The organism is Stackebrandtia albiflava (assembly GCF_007994225.1).
Lineage (GTDB): Bacteria > Actinomycetota > Actinomycetes > Mycobacteriales > Micromonosporaceae > Stackebrandtia > Stackebrandtia albiflava.
Map to the genome: position 1 here is coordinate 742,559 of NZ_VLLL01000005.1, position 17,775 is coordinate 760,333.

Consider the following 17,775-nt stretch of genomic DNA (forward strand, 5'->3'; position numbering starts at 1 on the left):
TCAGTCCCGGTACTGCGGGTCGGGTGGGGTGGCCTCGCCCAGAATGGGACCGAGGGTTCCGGCGTAGATCTCCTCCCAGGTGCCGTCGTCGCGGATGCGGTCGAGGGTGGCGTTGACGAACGCGACCAGTCCGGTGTGTTCGAGGTTCGCGGCGACGCCGTACGGCTCCTCGGAGATGCGTTCACCGATCACCTTGGTGTTCGGGTCCTGGGCGGCCATGCCCGCCAGGATGACGTCGTCGGTGGACATCCCGGCGACGTATCCCTGCTGGACGAGGATCATGCAGTCCGACCAGTCGCGCACCGAGACCGGTATCGCCCCCAGTTCCTGCTCGATGCGCAGCAGGGACGTGCTGCCCTCGGCGGAGCACACCTTCTGCCCCGCCAGGTCCGCCGGGTCGTCGGAGGCGGTGACGGGGACCAGGACCTTCTGCCCGGCACGGTAGTACTCGGTGGAGAACGCGACGTTCTTCCACCGGGCGCAGTTGATCGTCATGGTGCGGACCACCAGGTCGACGTCCTCGTCCTCCAGCGCCGGTTCGCGTTCGGCGGAACTCATCGCCTTGAACTGGATGGCGTCGCGGTCGCCGAACAGGTCGAAGGCGATCTCCCGCGCGATGCGGATGTCGAAGCCGTCCATCTCACCGGTCAGCGGATCGCGGTAGCCGAGCAGGTAGGACGTCTGGTCGACGCCGACGATGAGCCGGCCCCGGGCGAGGATGTGCTGGATCTCGGGACTGTCGGTGTCGTCGCTGGGACGGAAGCTCGCCAGCGGGTCACAGGAGTCGTCGACGGTCGTGGCCTCGGGGATCTCGGCCGGGTCGGTGACGCCCTGAGGCAGGAAGTCGATGTCGGGCGGTTCCACGGTGTGGCGCGGGTCCGCAGCGGCGCAGCCGGCCAGCACCGCGACCACCACGGTGGTGATCGCCAGGCGGATCGTCCGGGTGACGGTGGTGGTTTTCATCGATACTCCGAGATCCGTCGCTGCATTCCGATGGAGACGGCGATCATGGCCGCGGCCGTCAGCACCGTGAACCCGACACCGGTCAGGTCCAGGGCGGAGGCGGCGGCGTCGGTCTCCGTGGTGAACTTCTCGGCGGCCAGTTCATTGGCCGCGGTCAACGCGGTGTCGAGGGCGTCGAAGGCGATCCGGGCGGCGCCGTCGTCGGTGTCGACGGCGGACGCGACCGCGCCGGCGTAGTCGCCGCCGTCGTCGAGTTCACGCAACGCGACGTGGGCGGTGTTCCAGTCCCGGGCGGCGTCGACGGCGTCGCCGATGTAGGCGTTCAACTGTGGATCGTCGAAGCGTCGCAACGCCTCGTTGAGGACCCCGGACTCACCGTCCTCACCGATCAGTTCGGTCATGATGGTGCGGAACTCGGCCTCGTAGTCGGTGTTGGCGCCCTGCGCGATGAGGGTCAGCGCCTCGTTGCTGCGGGCCTGCTGCACGTCGATGTGGGCGTTCGACAACGCCTCCAGGGGTTGGGTTCCCGCCGTGTGCCCCGCGTTGATGTGACCGGCGGCGACGTTCCACGACACGAGCAGCCAACCGGTGAGCACCAGGACGGCGAGGGTGGCGGCGGCCGCGCCGGGGTTGACGAGCCGCTTGGTGGTGCGGCTGAGGTCGAACTGTCCACGGCCGAGCGCGAGCAGCGCGAGAAGGCACGCGGGGACGGCCAGCCACGGGAAACCCGCGGCACTTCCCTTGGCGTCGCCCAGGTCGGCCATGGCGTGGGTCTGCAACCGGTCGATCTTGGGCAGCATGTCCTCCTGGACCAGCGCGGAGGCGCTGCGCAGGTAGGCGAGCCCGAGCGGGAGGCCCTGCCGGTGGTAGGCGCGGGCGGTCTCGATGAGACCGGTGTAGGTGGGCAGGCCGGCCGACAGTTCGGCCACGATGGTGGCCTGCTCCAGGGTGGTCGACTCGTCCGCCAGCGTGGTGATGGCGGTGCTGGCGCGGCTGATGCCGGTCTCGTAGTCGTCGGCGAGTTCGGTACTGGCGAACTGTCCCGGCAGGAACGCCGAGGTGGCCGCCGAGTCCGCGTCGGACAGCGCCCGGTACATCTCGAACGCGGCGATCGCCATCCTTCCCCGCTGGCCGGACGCCTCGTCGATGACGGTGGCGCGGTCGAGCGAGTCGAAGAACGCGGTGACTCCGGCGGTGACGACGAGTACCAGGACCACGGCGAGTGTCGCGGTGAGCCGGACCGGGGTGCTGCGGGTGGAACGGCGCGGTCGTGGTGCCTTCGCGGGAGGTTCGGGGCGCTGCTGTGGGATTGCGGGTGTCGTGGAAGGCGGGTGGGTCGCCGGGGCGGCGCTCGTGGGCACGGCTGTCACCTGCCACCTCCATATCGTCGATTCCGAATGCCATGGTAACCCCGCTGGTCAATGGGGAAGGTTGCCCCGATTGGGCCGATATGGCGGCTTCGTGGGCGATCCGGTTCGCCCCGAAGTGGATCGGGTCGCGGCGGCTTGCGGGAGGCGTCCACGCTCATCCGGCTACGGCGGGGGTGTAACCGGGCGACGTCCACATGAGAGTCCGGTGTGGATGGTCCCAGCCGTCGGGCGGCGACGCCGGTTCGGACCAGTCGGCGGGCGGACGGTTACCGGTGTATGCGTCGCCGAACGGCCGGGAGTCCTTCCGGTGGCGGCGCAGCACCCACCCGGCGGTGCCGAACCTGCCGTGTCTGATCAGGATGGTGGTACCGGGTGGCCACGGTGAGTGCATGAGACGGATCGTACCGGCGGCGCAGTAGCATCGGTGGGCCGAAGCCGCGCGGATCGGGGGACTCATGGACGACGAACGTTGGCTGGGACTGGCCGTGGAGCTGGCCGGTCGCTGTCCGCCCTCGGCGACGGCGTTCAGCGTCGGCGCGGTGGTCGTCGCCGACGACCGGGTGGTCTCGCAGGGCTACTCGCGGCGTGACACCCCGGCCGACCACGCCGAGGAGGTCGCGTTGCGGGACGTGCCCGCGCCACCGCCGGGCGCGACCGTGTACAGCTCGATGGAACCGTGCGGGCAGCGGGCGTCACGCCCCCGAACCTGTACCGATCTGATCCTGGCGGCGGGTGTGTCCAGAGTGGTGTACGCCTTGGCCGAACCGGAGTTGTTCGTGGTGCCCCGCGGCGCGGCGCGGCTCCGGGAGGCGGGCGTGGAGGTGGTGTGGCTGCCGGAGTTCGCCGAGGCCGCCGCCGCCGTCAACGCGCATCTGCGGGGCTGAGCGCCGCCGCACCACGGCGAGGCGGACAATGGCGACCATGGCGATGGTGACGGTGGCGCAACTGGTGGATTCGGTGGCGGCGAAGCGGGTCCTGTTGGACGTGAGGTGGAGTCTCGCCGAGGGCGCGGACGTGGACGCCTACCGGGCGGGCCACCTGGTGGGCGCGGTGTTCCTCGACCTGGACTCCGACGTCTGTGGGCCGCACTCCCCGGACGGCTCCGGTGGCAGGCATCCACTTCCGGACCCGGCGGCGCTGCAGGGGGTACTGCGCCGCGCCGGTGTCGACGACGACACCGCGGTCGTGGTCTACGACGACGGGTCGTACATGTCGGCGGCCCGTACCTGGTGGACGCTGCGGTGGGCGGGTCTGGCGAACGTCCAGGTGTTGACGGGCGGGTACCCGGCGGCGGTGGCGGCCGGTGTCCCCACGACGACCGAGGTGCCGGCGCCCGAGCCGGGCGACGTCACCGTGCGTCCCGGCGCGTTGCCGGTGTTGGACGCGGGTGAGGCGGCCGACCTGGCCCGCCGGGGCGGACTGTACGACGTGCGCGCGGCCGAGCGGTACCGGGGAGAGGTGGAACCCATCGACCCGGTGGCGGGCCACGTGCCCGGGGCTCACAGCCTTCCGGCGGACCGCATCATGGCGGACCGCGGCCGTGGCTTCCGGCCACCGGCGGAGTTGGCCGAGGTGTTCGACGGCATCGACACGGCCGAGGCCGGGTTGTACTGCGGTTCCGGTGTCACGGCGGCCCGTACCGCCTTGGCGATGACGTCCGTCGGGTTGCCGACACCGGCGGTGTACATCGGCTCCTGGAGCGACTGGACCAGCGACCTGCACCGGCCGGTGGCCACGGGCGACGAGTAACACCCCGCGCCCCACCCCGACCGGGGGCAAACCACCCCGACGGGACGAAGTGTCGCAAAACGGGTGGAACGGTGTCAACGGGCTATTCAGGCCGGCTTCAGGTTCGGCGGTGTGGGAGGACCACGTCTGCGGCGACGCGACGCCCGGCACGACGGGTGGCACCCGGTGAGGCACCAACGCGGAACGGCCGCGTGGGACGACTGCGGCTTGCCGGGCCATCGACACGTGATCGGCCGCGCCCGGTAGGTTGTGCGGCGTAACCGATCCGGAGGAACGAGGACTATGCGTGGTGTCAGTTGGGCCGGCCTCGTGGTGGCCGGTGGAACCGCCGCGGCCATGCTGTTGAGCGGTTGTACTCCGCCGGACGACCAGGCGGACGCCGCGCCGCCCGACCCCGACGGGTCGGCGGTGCAGGAGGAGTCCGCGCCGGTCGGTGAGGCCGCCGACGCCGGCGGCATCTGCGCGTACCTCGACTTCGCGTCGCTGTCGCAGGCGACGGGTGAGACGTTCAGCGTCGCGGTGGCCGGCGGCGAGGGCGAGGTGACCAGTTGCGTGGTGCAGACCACCGCCGGGTCGTTCCCCGACGTCACGCTCACCAAGGCAAAGACCGCCACCGACGCCGACACCTACCGTGCCGAGATCCCGCCCGAGGACAGCCAGGACGTGGATGAGTTGGGCAAGGCCGCCTACAGCGTCGTGCGCGAGGCGGTGCCCGGAGGCGGACCGGTCGTGGAGATCGGGTGGCTGACGGACGGGCACATGTACAGCCTGCGGTACACGACCGCGCTCGACACCGAGGCCGAGGCGGCGGAGGCGACCGTGGCGGCGCTGGTGGAGGTCGTGCGCCAGGTGGACGAGCTGGCGGCGGCGGCCGAGGAGGAGTGAGATCGCGCCGGGCGCCCTGGCGGGTCACCCGGCGCGGCTCTCAGAGGCTGTCTTTGAACCTTGTTCGTGGCGAGCGGAAGCGGTCCGGTCGAGTGGATCGCAAGGCGGAGGAGGCAATGCTTTAGAAGGTCCGTGCGTACCGGTGTGGTACGCAGGAGCCTTCGACAACGCCGCGAGGCGCCGACCGGGCGACGCGCAGCGGGACAGCGGGACCGAAGACGGCCTCTTACGCAGCCGGTATGACGAACACCCGGCTCGCGTCCTGCAACGACAGCTTCGTGCTGTGGGAGTCGTGCGTCAGCATGACCTGATCGCCCTGGTGTTCGACCGTGACGACGGCTCCGGGGTTGACGCCGGCCTGGTGCAGCTCGTGGAGCACGTTGGCGTCGGTCTGGACGCTCTCGCACAACCGGGTGACCCGCACCGTGGCGGGCAGCCCGTCGGTCGCCAGGTGGCGTTCGGAGGGGTCGGGGGTGCCCGCGGCGGCGGTGGCGCCCAGCGCCTCCAGGCCGGGGATCGGGTTGCCGTAGGGCGAGTGGGTGGGCTGCTTCAGTAGGGCGAACACCTTCTGTTCGACGGCGTCGCTCATGACGTGTTCCCACCGGCACGCCTCGTCGTGGGCGTCCTCGTACGACATGCCGATCACGTCGACCAGCAGCAGCTCCGCCAACCGGTGCTTGCGCATGACGCTGACGGCGCGCGCGCGGCCGTCGGCGGTCAGTTCCAGATGGCGGTCGCCCAGGACGTTGAGCAGCCCGTCACGTTGCATGCGCGCGACGGTCTGGCTGACGGTGGGGCCGCTCTGGCTGAGCCGTTCGGCGATCCGGGCACGCAGCGGTGCGACGCCCTCCTCTTCGAGTTCGAGGATGGTCCGCAGGTACATCTCGGTGGTGTCCACAAGATCGGTTGTCACGCCTGGAGTCCTTTGCGCTCAATGCTGTCGATGGAGTGAACATCGGCGCCGACGGAAAGATTCCGGACGGTGTCGTGGCTCTCGGTCGGCCTCTCCGATGTTACCTGCCAGGTGTGACGCTTCCGACGGCCCGCACCGCCGGCCGCGTCGTCGGGGCCGGGCGGGGGGCGTGGGCGTTTCGCGCTAGGGGTGGGTCAGCAGGCGTATTCGGCGAGCCGGTCGGCCTCGGCGAGGTGGCGGAGCTTGTGCAGGGTGAGCTTCTCGATCTGGCGGACGCGTTCGCGGGAGAGCCCGAACGCCTTGCCGACCTCCTCCAGGGTGCGCTGGCGGCCGTCGTCGATGCCGAAACGGAGCCGCAGGACGCCCTGCTCACGGGCCGACAGCGACGTCAGGACGTCGTTGACCTCGCGGCGCAGCATCACGTAGGAGGTGGTCTCGCCCGGCTGCTCGTCCTCGGGGCAGCGGAGGATGTCGGAGAGCGGGGTGTTGCGGTCGTCGCCGACCGGCTGGTCCAGGCTGACGGGTTCGGTGTCGTACGACATGAGTTCCAGAACTCGGAACGGTTCGACGCCCAGTTCGGCGGCGATCTCGTCGTGGCGGGGTTCGCGTCCGAGGCTGACCATCAGTTCACGCCGGACCCGGGTCATCTTGTTGATCTGCTCGACCGTGTGGGCGGGGATGCGGATGGTGCGTGCCTGGTCGGCCATGGCGCGGGTGATGGCCTGGCGGATCCACCAGGTGGCGTAGGTGGAGAACTTGAAGCCCTTGGTGTAGTCGAACTTCTCGACCGCGCGGATCAGACCCAGGTTCCCCTCCTGGATCAGGTCGAGCAGCGAGACGCCACGGCCCGTGTACCGTTTGGCGATGCTGACCACGAGGCGCAGGTTCGCCTTCAGGAGCTGGTCCTTGGCGCGGCGACCCTCCCTGCCGACGATCTCGAGGTCGCGGCGGAGCCGTTCGTCGTGAACCGGTCGGGTGGGGTCGGTGAGCCGCACCTCGGCGAACAGTCCCGCTTCGATCGCCTTCGCCAGGTTCACCTCTTCGGCCGCGGTGATGAGTCGGTGCTTGCCGATCCCGTTGAGGTACGCCCGGATGGGATCTGCCGTCACGCCGCCCTCGTGCCGGGCGGCGTCGGTGTTGTTGTCGATCAGCGTGGTCGCCACGTTTCTCGCCTTCCAGGGAGTGGTTCACGGCTTCGCGCCCCGTGCGCGTCGCCGTCTCCAGCATGGCCGGTGGGGTGTTAAGCGCCGGTGAAGTGGCGTGGGAGGTGGCACAAACCCGGGAGACAATTTGTCCGAATCCGGCGGTATATCAGCAATTGACCACAGTTCTACGCGCGGTAGAATTCTCGGTGCGGACCGGTCGGGCGTCGCCCGGACGGGATCCGCCGGGCGCCTCGCGCTCCGGAACACCGCAACGACGACGATCATAAGGAGCGACCACAACGTGGCCCGGCTTGGAGAACTCGAACACGCCATCATGGACGTACTGTGGGCGTCGGATTCGTCGATGACGGCACGTGACGTGAGAGATGCGCTGTCGGATCGCGACCTGGCCGCGACCACCATCCTCACCGTGCTGTCACGACTGGAGAACAAGGGGCTGGTGACGCGGGACCGCAGCGCCCGCGCACACCGCTACCGTCCCACCGACGCCCGTGACGTCCACGTGGCAAGCTTGATGCGGCAGGCGCTCGACAGCGCCTCCAACACCGACGCGGCGTTGGCCCGGTTCGCCGACGCCGTGACCCCCGAGGAGGCGGCGGCACTGGCCGGCGCGCTCGACGAGGCGATGCGTAGGCGCCGCGCGGAAGGTGGCTGACACAGGTGCACCTGCACACCCTGACCATCCTGCTGGTGACGTCCGCCGTCGCATTCGCCCTGTTGGGGCCGGTACCGGCGATGCTGGAACGCGCGCGGTGGCCCAGTAGGGAGCCCCGCGCCGCGCTGATCCTGTGGCAGGCGATCGGGCTCGCCGGAGGGGTGGCGGTACTCGCCGCGGCGATGAGCCTCGCCCTCGCGCCACTGCACCCGTCACCGCTGATCGCGGCGGGTGCGTTCGCCGGCAACCTGTTCGCCGGTGACCCGACGGGAGGTCTGGGGGTCGCGCACTTCGTGCTCTTCCTGTTCGCCCTGGCGATGTCGGCGCGGCTGGCCGGGGTGCTGCCCATGACGATCTGGCGCACCTGGCAGGCCCGGCACCGCCACCGCGACCTGGTGGGTCTGGTGTCACGGCCGTGGCCCGCGTCTCGGCCCGGCCACGGACACGTCCTCGACCACCCGGTCGCGGCCGTCTACTGCCTGCCCGGCCGTGCGGTACGCGGTGCCCCGCGCGTGGTGTTCACGACCGGTGCCCTCGCCCAACTCGACGACACCGAACTCTCCGCCGTCCTGGCGCACGAGCACGCCCACCTGACCGAACGGCACGACCTGGTGGCGATGCCGTTCCTCGCATGGGTGACGGCGTTCCCGTGGTTCCCGGGTGTCCGGCGGGCCCGGGTGAGCGTGGCGATGCTGCTGGAGCTGGTGGCCGACGACCGGGCCGCCACCACCGCAGACCCCGCCGCCCTGGCCTCCGCGCTCGCCCGGATCGGCGGGTCGGCCGGTGCGGCCACCCCCGACGGGGCCCTGGCGATCACGGGTGCCGGTGTGTTGTTGAGGGTCCGGCGACTGCTGGATCCGCCGCCGCGGTCGCCGCGCTGGCGGGCGACCGCGTACCTGATGGCCGCCACCCTGGTGATGCTGCCCCCGTCGGTGATGCTCCCGGTGTGGTGACCGGTTCGGTGAATCCGGCCGTCCGGTGCCGGTCCGGGCCTAAGGTGGGCTGATGGTGATCGACGATCCTTTCGACGCGCTCGACACGGAGACGGCCCGGCTGGAACGGTTCTTCACCGGGCTCGACGACGCCGGGTGGTCGGAACCGAGCAGGTGTCCCGGATGGGACCGTCGCGCGATACTGGCCCACCTGGTCGGCATCGAGGACTACGTCCGCGCCGGGCTCGACGACCGGGTCGCCGAGTTCGCCCGCGAGTCCGGCACGCCGATGCCGTACCAGGACTTCAACGAGTTCAAGGTCGCGCAGGTCATCGACGTGCCCACGCCCGACCTGTTGAACCGGTGGCGGGAGGCGACCGCGCGCAACCACGCCGAGCTGCGGCGGCGGGGAGCGGACTCCCGCATCGACACCCACGCCGGTTCCTACCCGCTGGGCCGTCAGACCTGGTACTTCGCCACCGAATCGGCCATCCACGCCGACGACGTCGACGCCCCCGTCCCCGACGAGGAGGAGCAGGAGCGGCGCGAGTGGCGGGCGCGGTTCGCGGTGGACGCGTTGCGGGAGGCCGACCGCGGGGTGTCGGTGGAGAGGCTTGGCGACCGCTTCGAGGTGGCTGCGGTCGGGGAGACCGCCGAACTGTCGGACGTCGACCTGATCGAGGCGGCGTCGGGACGGTTGGCCGAGGGCATGCTTCCCGAACGGCTCCGCCAGAACCTCGTCGTCTTCGCCTGACCGGCGTCAGCGCACCCGGGGGACGGGGGCCGACCAGTTCCGGTGGAACGACAGCACCCGCAGGCCGAACACCAGGACGGCCGCGCTCAGCGACGGCCACAGCGGGGACAGGTGCAGCAGTTGGACCCCCACGGTGATGACGATCGCCCCGGAGAGGGAGGCGACCGCGTATATCTCGCGTTGCAGCACGACGGGGATCTCGTTGGTGAGGACGTCGCGGACCACGCCGCCGCCGATCGCGGTGATCATGCCGATGGTGCACGCGCCCACGGCGGGGAACCCGGCCTCCAGGCCGGCGGTGGTGCCCACCGCCGTGAACAGGGCGAGTCCGGCGGCGTCCAGCACGAGCATGGTCCGCCGCAACTTGAACACCTGCGCGTGGACCCAGAAGATCACCGCGGACGTCACCGCGGCGACCGTCGGGTAACGCCAGTCGGTGAACACCAGCGGGGGACCGGCGTTGATCGCCACGTCCCGCAGCACGCCGCCGCCGAGCGCGGTGACGCCGCCGACGACTATCACACCGAACAGGTCGAGCCGCTTGGCGACCGCGGCGGCGGCACCGGAGGCGGCGAACACGATGGTGCCGGCCAGGCCCAGCACCAGGAGCAGCAGATCCTCCCCCATGTCGGTGAGGGTCAGTCCTCGCCCTTCATGGTCTCGTAGATCTCCTTGCAGGTGGGGCACAGCGGGAAGCGCTCCGGGTCGCGCGTGGGAACCCACAGCTTCCCGCACAGCGCCCGGATCGGCACGCCGGAGACCATGGAGTCCATCAGCTTGTCCTTGGGGACGTAGTGCGCGAACTTCTCCTCGTCACCCTCGTCGTAGCGGTAGTCCGATTCGGTGCGCTCCTGGAGGATCGTGCCGCCGTCACCCTGAAAGGTCTCAGTCATCGTTTGTCAGCCCTGTCGTCGTCTGGCCTACGGTCCCAGTTTGTCACGATCCCGGCGGGATCATGAGTCCACGTCGATGACACGTGGTGGTTTTCGCGATTCCAGCGCCGGATCGGCGGTCTCGGCTGGTCTGTGGTGCCGCCGGAACAGTCGGCGGTCCCGCTTGGCGGGACGGTCGTTGGCGATGAGTACGGCCATCCACGGAAGCAGGACCATGCCGACGGCGCACACCAACAGCCACAACCACAGCATCGGCACCTCCGACATCACCAGTACCGTCGCCACGACCAGTAGGAGGGCGCGGATGCCCATCATCACGATGTAACGGACCTGCCGGGACCGCAACTGCGCGGCGGGGCTCGGCTGTGCGTCGGTGATCAACGCGGGCTTTTCCTGCGAATGAGCCATGCCTCAAGCCTGTCACCTCCGCGACCGGATCGGTAGGCAGGGCGGCGTCGCCACCGAACGACGCCAGGGCACCATGAACGTCATGCGAGCGGTGGTGCAGACGGTGAGCCGGGCGACGGTGACGGTCGACGACGAGGTGGTGGGAGGGATCGAGGACGGTCTGTTGGTGCTGGTGGGGGTGACGCACGACGACACGGTCGACGACTCGCGGGCGATGGCGCGGAAGATCTGGGAGTTGCGGATCCTCGACGGTGACCGGTCGGCCTCCGACGTGGGGGCGCCGATACTGGTGGTGAGCCAGTTCACGCTGTACGGGGACACCCGGAAGGGGCGGCGTCCCAGTTGGGGTGCGGCCGCGCCCGGGCCGGTCGCCGAGCCGCTGGTCGACGAAGTCGTCGCCGCGCTGCGGTCCTCGGGCGCCGAGGTCCAGACGGGACGGTTCGGTGCCATGATGCTGGTCTCCAGTGTCAACGTCGGACCGAGGACCATCCTGCTGGAGCGGTAAAATCTCGGAGGCCGTCTTCGCGCCTCGTCCACGGCGGGCGGCGATCCGGTCGAGCGCATTCGCAAGGCGGAGGAAGACGCGGCGTACCGGTGTGGTGCGCACCGGTCTTCCACGGCACCGCCTTCGACGCCGCCGCGAGGCCCCGACCGGGCGACGCGCGGTCGGAGGCGGCAGGTGTGGAGACGACCTCCGAGGACCGGCGCGGCGCGGTCGTCCTCGGAGGCGCCGTCGTCGACGGCGATGCGCGTTCGTTGCGGCGCAGGGATTTCGAAGAAGGGACAGGTGGGTAGGGTCATGCCGTTGGTCGATCGGAGTTCACTGCCGGAGCTTCGGGAGTGGCAGCGCAGGGCCATGGTCGCCTACCACCGTTCCCAGAGCGAGGACTTCCTCGCGGTGGCGACGCCGGGAGCCGGGAAGACGACCTTCGCGTTGCGCATCGCGATGGACCTGTTGTCGGCGGGAACGGTCACCCAGGTGACGGTGGTGGCCCCCACCGAACACCTGAAGGTGCAGTGGGCGCAGGCGGCGGCCCGGGTCGGCATCATGCTGGATCCCCGTTTCCGTAACGCCGACGTACACACCGCCGGCGACTTCGACGGCGCCGTCGTGACCTACGCGCAGGTCGGCGCGGACCCGGCGGTCCACCGGCGCCGGACCCTGACGCGCCCGACACTGGTCATCCTGGACGAGATCCACCACGCCGGTGACGCCCGTTCCTGGGGTGAGGGCGTGCAGAAGGCGTTCGCGCCGGCGACCCGGCGGCTCGCCCTGACCGGTACCCCCTTCCGTTCCGACGACAATCCGATCCCGTTCGTCGGCTACGAGGTGGCCCCGGACGGCTCGATGCAGTCGCGACCGGATTCGGTGTACGGGTACGCGCACGCCCTCGCCGACGGGGTCGTGCGACCGGTGTTGTTCCTGGCGTACTCCGGGCAGGCGCGGTGGCGGAACAGCGCGGGAGACGAACTGGCGGTCCGGCTCGGCGAACCGCTCACCAAGGACCTCACCTCGCAGGCGTGGCGCACCGCACTGGACCCGGCGGGGGACTGGATCCCGCAGGTGCTCCGGGCGGCCGACGCCCGCCTGACCGCCCTCCGCGACGCCGGAATGCCGGACGCCGGGGGACTGGTGATCGCCTCGGACCAGCAGTCCGCGCGCGCCTACGCCGGGATCCTCGCCAGGGTGACCGGCCGGTCGCCGGTGGTGGTGCTGTCCGACGACGCCGGGTCCTCAGACCGGATCGCCCGGTTCAACGACTCCGACGACAGGTGGATGATCGCGGTCAGGATGGTCAGTGAGGGGGTGGACATCCCCCGGTTGGCGGTGGGCGTCTACGCGACCAACGCCCACACACCCCTGTTCTTCGCGCAGGCGATCGGCAGGTTCGTCCGGTCGCGCCGCCGTGGCGAGACGGCCTCGGTGTTCCTTCCCAGTGTCGCGCCGCTTCTGGAACTGGCGGCCGAACTGGAACGCGACCGTGACCACGTGATCCGGCCGCCGGGGGACCCCGACCCGGAGGACCTGCTCGCCGAGGCACAGCGCCGCCGGGACGAGCCCGGTGCCGATCTCGGGCTGCGGCGCGAGACGCTCGCGGCCACCGCCGAACTGGATCAGGTCATCTTCGACGGCGCCTCGTTCGGTACCCCGATCCAGGCCGGTTCCCCGGAGGAGGAGGAGTTCCTCGGGCTGCCCGGTCTCCTGACCCCCGAACAGGTGTCGATGTTGTTGTCCAAGCGGCAGGCCGCTCAGGTCGCGGAACGCGCGGGTCAGGGCGGCGGGCCGGCGGCGGCCGGTTCGGGACTACAGTCGGCGGCGCCCACCAGTGCGGCCGAACGCCGGGTGAGGTTGCGTCGTCAGCTCAACGCGCTCGTCGCGGCGCGGCATCACGCGACCGACGTGCCTCACGGCAAGATCCACGCGGAACTGCGTCGGATCTGCGGCGGCCCGCCCAGCGCTCAGGCCACATTGGAGCAGTTGGAGCAGCGCATCGAGGCCATCCAACGGATGTGAACCCGTTCGACACCACCCGAACGGGTGACGGGCGGGTATGACCCGAACGGGTGAGACGGCGCCCGGGGCGACGCCGACTCCGCACGGACGACGGGCACCCGACCACTCGGTCGGGTGCCCGTGACGTATGTGTGGGCTAGTTCTTCGATGCCAACAGTTCGCTGCCCCGCCAGTCGAACTCGCTGTCCGCGGTGAAGTCCACCGTGATCTTCACGAGGTTCTCGGCGTACTTGTTGGCGTGGTGTCCGCAGAACACCAGGTCGTCGCCACCGGCGAGAGTGATCCGCAGCTTCGCGGCAGCGCTACACCGATCGCAGCGCTCACCGGCGACGGGACGAGTCTCCGTCTCGGGTGGGGGCGTCAGGGTGGGTGTCATGGCCTCTCCTTCGGCTGTGATCGGTTGTCGTCACAGTTGACACTATTACTGCTGTTACCCCAATCCTGGGGTTCTTGTTCGGTCTCATCCTGCAACGCGTAGTCAACGCGATAGCTTCCCGATGGGACACGGGCCGCGACAGGGCTCACATTCCGTGACCTCACGACGGTCCGCCGTAGCCAGATCACGGTATCCGACGCATCCGGGCTTCGGCAACTCGGCTGGTCCGAATCGATACGAGTCATGTGGGATCCTCCCCGTTCACGCGATATGTTCCACCGCGATCGTCGCCCGGTCGGCTCACATCGTTATGTCACCGTAGCCCTAGGGTGTGACCATTCAGACATGACGACCGCGATGCAGAGGATCACGCGCCCACTCCCGGAGAAGCCGACGGGGGTACCGAAGTGGCGCACCGTACTCGCCTGGGTCGTCGGAGGCGTCGCGGCGGTGGCCGCGGTGGTCTTCGGCCTGGGGAGCTGGAACCCGTGGAACAACGTCCTGCTGATGGGTTGGTTCGCCAACCCGTTCCTGGGCGTCATGGTCGTGTCGGTGTCGGCGTATGTGGCGGTGTGGCTCGGATCGCCGGTCCGCAACGAGGCACGGCAGCGCAAACGGATCGGCGTGCGTGTCGCCATCATCGTGGTGGCCTTCGCCGGCTTCGGCGGGTACGGAGTCTGGGGCATCTTCGCCTACGACTACGAGGGGGAGGAGGTCGTCCGTTCCCCCGACGGGGAACGCGCCGTCGCCGTCGTCACCCGTACGTGGGCGCCGGATCCGCGTTTCCACGTGTACGAGGGTGTCGGATGGCGGACGGCGGACGTGGCCGAGATCGGGCCGGTGTGCGGCTCGGGCGACGACGTCGTGTTCCTCGACGACCACACGATCGAGATATCGAACAACTACGGAGAATTCCGCATCCCCCTGGATCCGGACACGGGCGCGCCGCTGGACCGACTGGTCAGGTGCGACCGGCTGGAGTCGGAGGGGTTCGGGCCCTGAGGCCCCGGGAACGACGAGGGGCGGTATCCCGGCCGGGATACCGCCCCTCGTGACGTGTGCGTCAGTCCAGATAGTCCCGCAGCACCTGTGAACGTGACGGGTGGCGCAGCTTCGACATCGTCTTGGACTCGATCTGCCGGATGCGTTCACGTGTGACGCCGTACACCTGGCCGATCTCGTCCAGGGTGCGCGGTTGGCCGTCGGTGAGCCCGAACCGCAGCCGCACCACACCGGCCTCCCGCTCCGACAGGGTCTGCAACACCTGCTGCAGCTGTCCCTGGAGCAGTGAGAAGGACACCGCGTCCACCGCGACGACCGCCTCGGAGTCCTCGATGAAGTCGCCGAGCTGGCTGTCTCCCTCGTCGCCGATGGTCTGGTCGAGCGAGATCGGCTCACGGGCGTACTGCTGGATCTCCAGGACCTTCTCCGGGGAGATGTCCATCTCCCGCGCGAGCTCCTCCGGAGCCGGCTCCCGCCCGAGGTCCTGCAGCAGCTCACGCTGGATGCGGCCGAGCTTGTTGATGACCTCGACCATGTGCACCGGGATGCGGATGGTGCGTGCCTGGTCGGCCATGGCGCGGGTGATGGCCTGGCGGATCCACCAGGTGGCGTAGGTGGAGAACTTGAAGCCCTTGGTGTAGTCGAACTTCTCGACCGCGCGGATCAGACCCAGGTTCCCCTCCTGGATCAGGTCCAGGAACGCCATGCCGCGACCGGTGTAGCGCTTGGCCAACGACACCACCAGGCGCAGGTTGGCGGCGAGCAGGTGGTTCTTGGCGCGCTCACCGTCGCGGGTGACCCATTCCAGGTCCCTGCGGGTCTGGAGGGCGATCTCCTCGCCCGCCTCCTTGATCTGCCGGAGTCGCTCGACCGCGTAGAGGCCCGCCTCGATGCGCTTGGCGAGTTCGACCTCCTGGGCGGCGTTCAGGAGCGGCACCTTGCCGATCTGCTTGAGGTAGGCGCGCACCGAGTCGGCCGAGGCCGTCATCTCGGCGTCCTTGCGGGCCTGCTTCAGCGCCTCGGAGTCCTCGTCGTCCCAGTCGAAGTCCGAGCCCTCCTCAGGTTCGTCCTTCTTCGACTTCGCGGACTTCTTGGTCGTCTTCTTGGCGGCCTTCTTCGCCTTCTTGGGCTTGGACTCCGCGTCCGCCAGCTCCGCCTCGGCGTCGGCGGCCAGCGCCTCCAACAGCTCGTCGTCGGACATGGCGAGCTCGTCGGCGTCGGGACCGTCGGCCGGTTCCGTCTTGGTGGTCGCCTTCTTGGCGGCGGTCTTCTTCGCCGGCGCCTTCTTGGCGGCGGCCTTCTTGGCGGTGGCCTTCTTCGCCGCCGCCTTCTTGACCGGCTTGTCGGCGGTGTCCGCCGCCTCCACCGTCTCGGTCGCCTCGGGAGCGTCCGCGGCGGCCGGTTGCCGCGGAGCGGTCTTCCGGGTCGTCGCCTTCTTGGTGGCCTTCTTGGCGGTGGTCTTGGCCGTCGTCGCCTTGGAGGCGGGCGTCGCCGACCGGGCCGCCGCCACGGTGCGCCGCATGCTGGCCGAACCGTCGACGATCACCGTCACCTCGGCTTCGGCGAGCGCGCGCAGAATCTTCTTACCCTGAGCGGGCGCGACGGCGGCGTTCTCCAGGAATCCTGCCACGTCGGCCGACGTGAGTTGTCCACCGCGGTCGCTGGCCAACTGGAGAAGAGACTCTGTCAGTGAACGGACGTCTGTACCGTTGGGGCTCGCGTCTGTCACGAACTACCTTCCGAGGCGTTGGGCGGGCGAGATCAAACCTGGCGCGGAGCGTGGCGGTGTGATCTGATGTTGGCTTGTGGTCCGCCTGTCGGTGTGTCGGTCAGACGGACAGGCGTGAATTGTAACGCTGCGTTTCACCGAACAACCACCGTGAGCGCCGCATTGCACGGGAAGAGTTGTCCGGCGTCGCCGATTCGGCGTGTCGCCACGCCTACCCCGGTCATTCTTTCATGGGGCAGGTACCCTCCGGCGCCTCCGGCCACCCGATCACCGACAGGGCGTTCCGCGCGTCGCTCTTGGTGTTGAGCTGCTGGAAACCCGGCCCGAGGATGACCTCGACGTAGTCCTCCTCGTATTCGAGGGAGAAGAACCGCGCGGAGTCGGCGAAGTACGACCGCAGCAGGTGGGCGTCGGCGACCGTGTCGGGACCGAAGTGGATCTCGACCTGGGCCTCCAGCTCCTCCTTGTCGGAGTTGCCGGTCTCGATGACCTCGAAGCCGTAGTCGGTCAGTTGTGCCGACGCCTGGTCGGCGAGTCCGGCGTTGTCGGTGGCGTTGAGCACCCGGACCGCGACGTCCTCCTCCTCGGCCAGTTTCAGGCTGACCGGCACCGAACCCGGTGGACAGTCGTCGCCCTGGGCGGTCTGCGTGTCGTTGGCGATCGCGAACCAGGATGTGGCGATCGCGACCACCGCGAGGACGCCGACGACGATGATCGCGCGAACCTGCGTGATGCGCACACTAGCCTCCCCGACTCCAACGTTGCTGGTGAGGTTATCGTGCCACGTCCTCCCCGGGTGGCGCGGGAGAGTTGCCCACAAGCGGGAACACTCCGGGCCGGCCTGGCGTTTCACCCGCGCCAGAATCGACGGCTCACGATGCGTCGAAACTCGGCGACTGCCGGTACGATTCCTTCGGTTTTCGGTGTCGGCTCGCTCACAACGGGAACATCTGTCGGGTACCGGACGTACAGAGGTTTCACGGGCGGGGTAAGGTACCGCGCTCGCGGGGAGGTGTCCGTTTGGGGCGGTTGCCGCTCTCGGCGCTGATGCCGAAGCCGTGGCCGACCGGTCACGGTCGACAGCGACGTCCGCGAACCAACCGGTGTTGTGCCCGGTCGCGGATCTGGCCATACCAATGACAGTGGGAGTGAGGCATTCCTATGGCTACAGACTATGACGCACCACGACGTGACACCGACGAAGGCGGTGACGACAGCCTGGAGGAGTTGAAGGCCCGTCGTGCCGACGCCCAGTCGGGAAGCGTGGACGTGGACGAGGTTGAGGTCGCGGAGAACTTTGAACTTCCGGGGGCCGACCTGGCCGACGAGGAGTTGACGGTAAAGGTCCTGCCGATGCAGACCGACGAGTTCCGCTGCTCCAGTTGCTTCCTTGTCCACCACCGCAGCCAGCTGGCCGTGGAGAAGAAGGGCAAGTTGATCTGCCGCGACTGCGCGGCGTGAGGTG

21 protein-coding genes are annotated in these 17,775 nt (G+C 69.4%); 10 read left to right on the top strand and 11 right to left on the bottom strand.

Annotated elements, in window-relative coordinates; genetic code table 11:
• The 3 genes from LX16_RS04330 to LX16_RS04340 form a co-directional block, all read right to left on the bottom strand.
• Positions 1-963, bottom strand: a complete 963-nt coding sequence (locus tag LX16_RS04330) for a glutamate ABC transporter substrate-binding protein (protein WP_147133436.1) — start codon at positions 961-963, stop codon at positions 1-3.
• The gene (locus LX16_RS04335; RefSeq protein ID WP_147133439.1) at positions 960-2,333 is read right to left on the bottom strand and encodes a hypothetical protein; all 1,374 of its coding nucleotides are present in this window, start codon (positions 2,331-2,333) and stop codon (positions 960-962) included. The genes LX16_RS04330 and LX16_RS04335 overlap by 4 nt, the downstream gene beginning before the upstream one ends.
• Positions 2,334-2,487: 154 nt before the next feature.
• Positions 2,488-2,724: a hypothetical protein gene (locus tag LX16_RS04340; protein ID WP_147133442.1), complete on the bottom strand. Its 237-nt coding sequence runs from the start codon at positions 2,722-2,724 to the stop codon at positions 2,488-2,490.
• A 64-nt stretch (positions 2,725-2,788) separates the two neighbouring features.
• Between LX16_RS04340 and LX16_RS04345 the strand changes: the two genes are divergently transcribed.
• The 3 genes from LX16_RS04345 to LX16_RS04355 all read left to right on the top strand — a co-directional run bounded on the left by LX16_RS04345 (position 2,789) and on the right by LX16_RS04355 (position 4,967).
• Entirely contained in the window at positions 2,789-3,217 is a 429-nt protein-coding gene (locus LX16_RS04345; RefSeq protein ID WP_170283841.1) for a cytidine/deoxycytidylate deaminase family protein, read from the top strand.
• Between the two features lie 37 nt (positions 3,218-3,254).
• Positions 3,255-4,082 carry a sulfurtransferase gene (locus LX16_RS04350; RefSeq protein ID WP_211354278.1) on the top strand — a complete coding sequence of 276 codons (828 nt, stop codon included), beginning with the start codon at positions 3,255-3,257 and terminating at the stop codon, positions 4,080-4,082.
• A 282-nt stretch (positions 4,083-4,364) separates the two neighbouring features.
• A complete protein-coding gene (locus tag LX16_RS04355; protein ID WP_147133448.1) occupies positions 4,365-4,967 on the top strand; it encodes a hypothetical protein in 603 nt (200 codons plus the stop codon).
• Positions 4,968-5,193: 226 nt separating this feature from the next.
• On the opposite strand, the gene LX16_RS04360 is transcribed toward LX16_RS04355, so the two are convergent.
• Entirely contained in the window at positions 5,194-5,880 is a 687-nt protein-coding gene (locus LX16_RS04360) for an iron-dependent transcriptional repressor DtxR (protein ID WP_147133450.1), read from the bottom strand.
• 194 nt (positions 5,881-6,074) lie between these two features.
• Entirely contained in the window at positions 6,075-7,043 is a 969-nt protein-coding gene (locus LX16_RS04365) for a sigma-70 family RNA polymerase sigma factor (RefSeq protein ID WP_147133453.1), read from the bottom strand.
• A 283-nt stretch (positions 7,044-7,326) separates the two neighbouring features.
• Between LX16_RS04365 and LX16_RS04370 the strand changes: the two genes are divergently transcribed.
• The 3 genes from LX16_RS04370 to LX16_RS04380 are packed head-to-tail and all read left to right on the top strand — an operon-like array spanning position 7,327 to position 9,387.
• On the top strand, positions 7,327-7,701 hold the full coding sequence (locus tag LX16_RS04370; protein WP_147133456.1) for a BlaI/MecI/CopY family transcriptional regulator: 375 nt from the start codon (positions 7,327-7,329) through the stop codon (positions 7,699-7,701).
• A 5-nt stretch (positions 7,702-7,706) separates the two neighbouring features.
• Positions 7,707-8,654: a M56 family metallopeptidase gene (locus LX16_RS04375; protein WP_211354279.1), complete on the top strand. Its 948-nt coding sequence runs from the start codon at positions 7,707-7,709 to the stop codon at positions 8,652-8,654.
• Between the two features lie 52 nt (positions 8,655-8,706).
• Entirely contained in the window at positions 8,707-9,387 is a 681-nt protein-coding gene (locus LX16_RS04380) for a maleylpyruvate isomerase family mycothiol-dependent enzyme (RefSeq protein WP_147133460.1), read from the top strand.
• Between the two features lie 6 nt (positions 9,388-9,393).
• Here the strand turns inward: LX16_RS04380 and LX16_RS04385 are convergent, their stop codons facing one another.
• From LX16_RS04385 to LX16_RS04395, 3 genes are read right to left on the bottom strand one after another with little or no spacing between them, the layout of a single operon-like run.
• Positions 9,394-10,014: a trimeric intracellular cation channel family protein gene (locus LX16_RS04385; protein WP_147133463.1), complete on the bottom strand. Its 621-nt coding sequence runs from the start codon at positions 10,012-10,014 to the stop codon at positions 9,394-9,396.
• Between the two features lie 11 nt (positions 10,015-10,025).
• The gene (locus LX16_RS04390) at positions 10,026-10,280 is read right to left on the bottom strand and encodes a DUF3039 domain-containing protein (protein ID WP_147133466.1); all 255 of its coding nucleotides are present in this window, start codon (positions 10,278-10,280) and stop codon (positions 10,026-10,028) included.
• A 60-nt stretch (positions 10,281-10,340) separates the two neighbouring features.
• Entirely contained in the window at positions 10,341-10,688 is a 348-nt protein-coding gene (locus LX16_RS04395) for a DUF3099 domain-containing protein (protein ID WP_147133469.1), read from the bottom strand.
• Positions 10,689-10,770: 82 nt separating this feature from the next.
• Between LX16_RS04395 and dtd the strand changes: the two genes are divergently transcribed.
• Both dtd and LX16_RS04405 read left to right on the top strand, forming a co-directional pair.
• Positions 10,771-11,193 (top strand): D-aminoacyl-tRNA deacylase, encoded by a 423-nt coding sequence (dtd, locus tag LX16_RS04400; RefSeq protein ID WP_147137010.1) that lies wholly within the window; start codon positions 10,771-10,773, stop codon positions 11,191-11,193.
• Between the two features lie 294 nt (positions 11,194-11,487).
• Positions 11,488-13,203, top strand: a complete 1,716-nt coding sequence (locus LX16_RS04405; protein ID WP_147133472.1) for a DEAD/DEAH box helicase — start codon at positions 11,488-11,490, stop codon at positions 13,201-13,203.
• A gap of 136 nt (positions 13,204-13,339) precedes the next feature.
• Here LX16_RS04405 and LX16_RS04410 read toward each other — a convergent pair whose 3' ends face one another.
• A complete protein-coding gene (locus LX16_RS04410) occupies positions 13,340-13,579 on the bottom strand; it encodes a DUF7455 domain-containing protein (RefSeq protein ID WP_147133475.1) in 240 nt (79 codons plus the stop codon).
• 345 nt (positions 13,580-13,924) lie between these two features.
• Here LX16_RS04410 and LX16_RS04415 point away from each other — a divergent pair, with 345 nt between their 5' ends.
• Positions 13,925-14,581, top strand: coding sequence for a hypothetical protein (locus LX16_RS04415; protein WP_147133478.1), 657 nt, complete (start codon positions 13,925-13,927; stop codon positions 14,579-14,581).
• 61 nt (positions 14,582-14,642) lie between these two features.
• Here the strand turns inward: LX16_RS04415 and LX16_RS04420 are convergent, their stop codons facing one another.
• Positions 14,643-16,310 (bottom strand): RNA polymerase sigma factor, encoded by a 1,668-nt coding sequence (locus LX16_RS04420; protein WP_147133482.1) that lies wholly within the window; start codon positions 16,308-16,310, stop codon positions 14,643-14,645.
• Positions 16,311-16,530: 220 nt separating this feature from the next.
• On the bottom strand, positions 16,531-17,049 hold the full coding sequence (locus tag LX16_RS26460; protein ID WP_158645475.1) for a LytR C-terminal domain-containing protein: 519 nt from the start codon (positions 17,047-17,049) through the stop codon (positions 16,531-16,533).
• Positions 17,050-17,471: 422 nt separating this feature from the next.
• Here LX16_RS26460 and LX16_RS04430 point away from each other — a divergent pair, with 422 nt between their 5' ends.
• On the top strand, positions 17,472-17,771 hold the full coding sequence (locus LX16_RS04430; RefSeq protein ID WP_147133488.1) for a DUF4193 domain-containing protein: 300 nt from the start codon (positions 17,472-17,474) through the stop codon (positions 17,769-17,771).
• Positions 17,772-17,775: the final 4 nt, after the last annotated feature.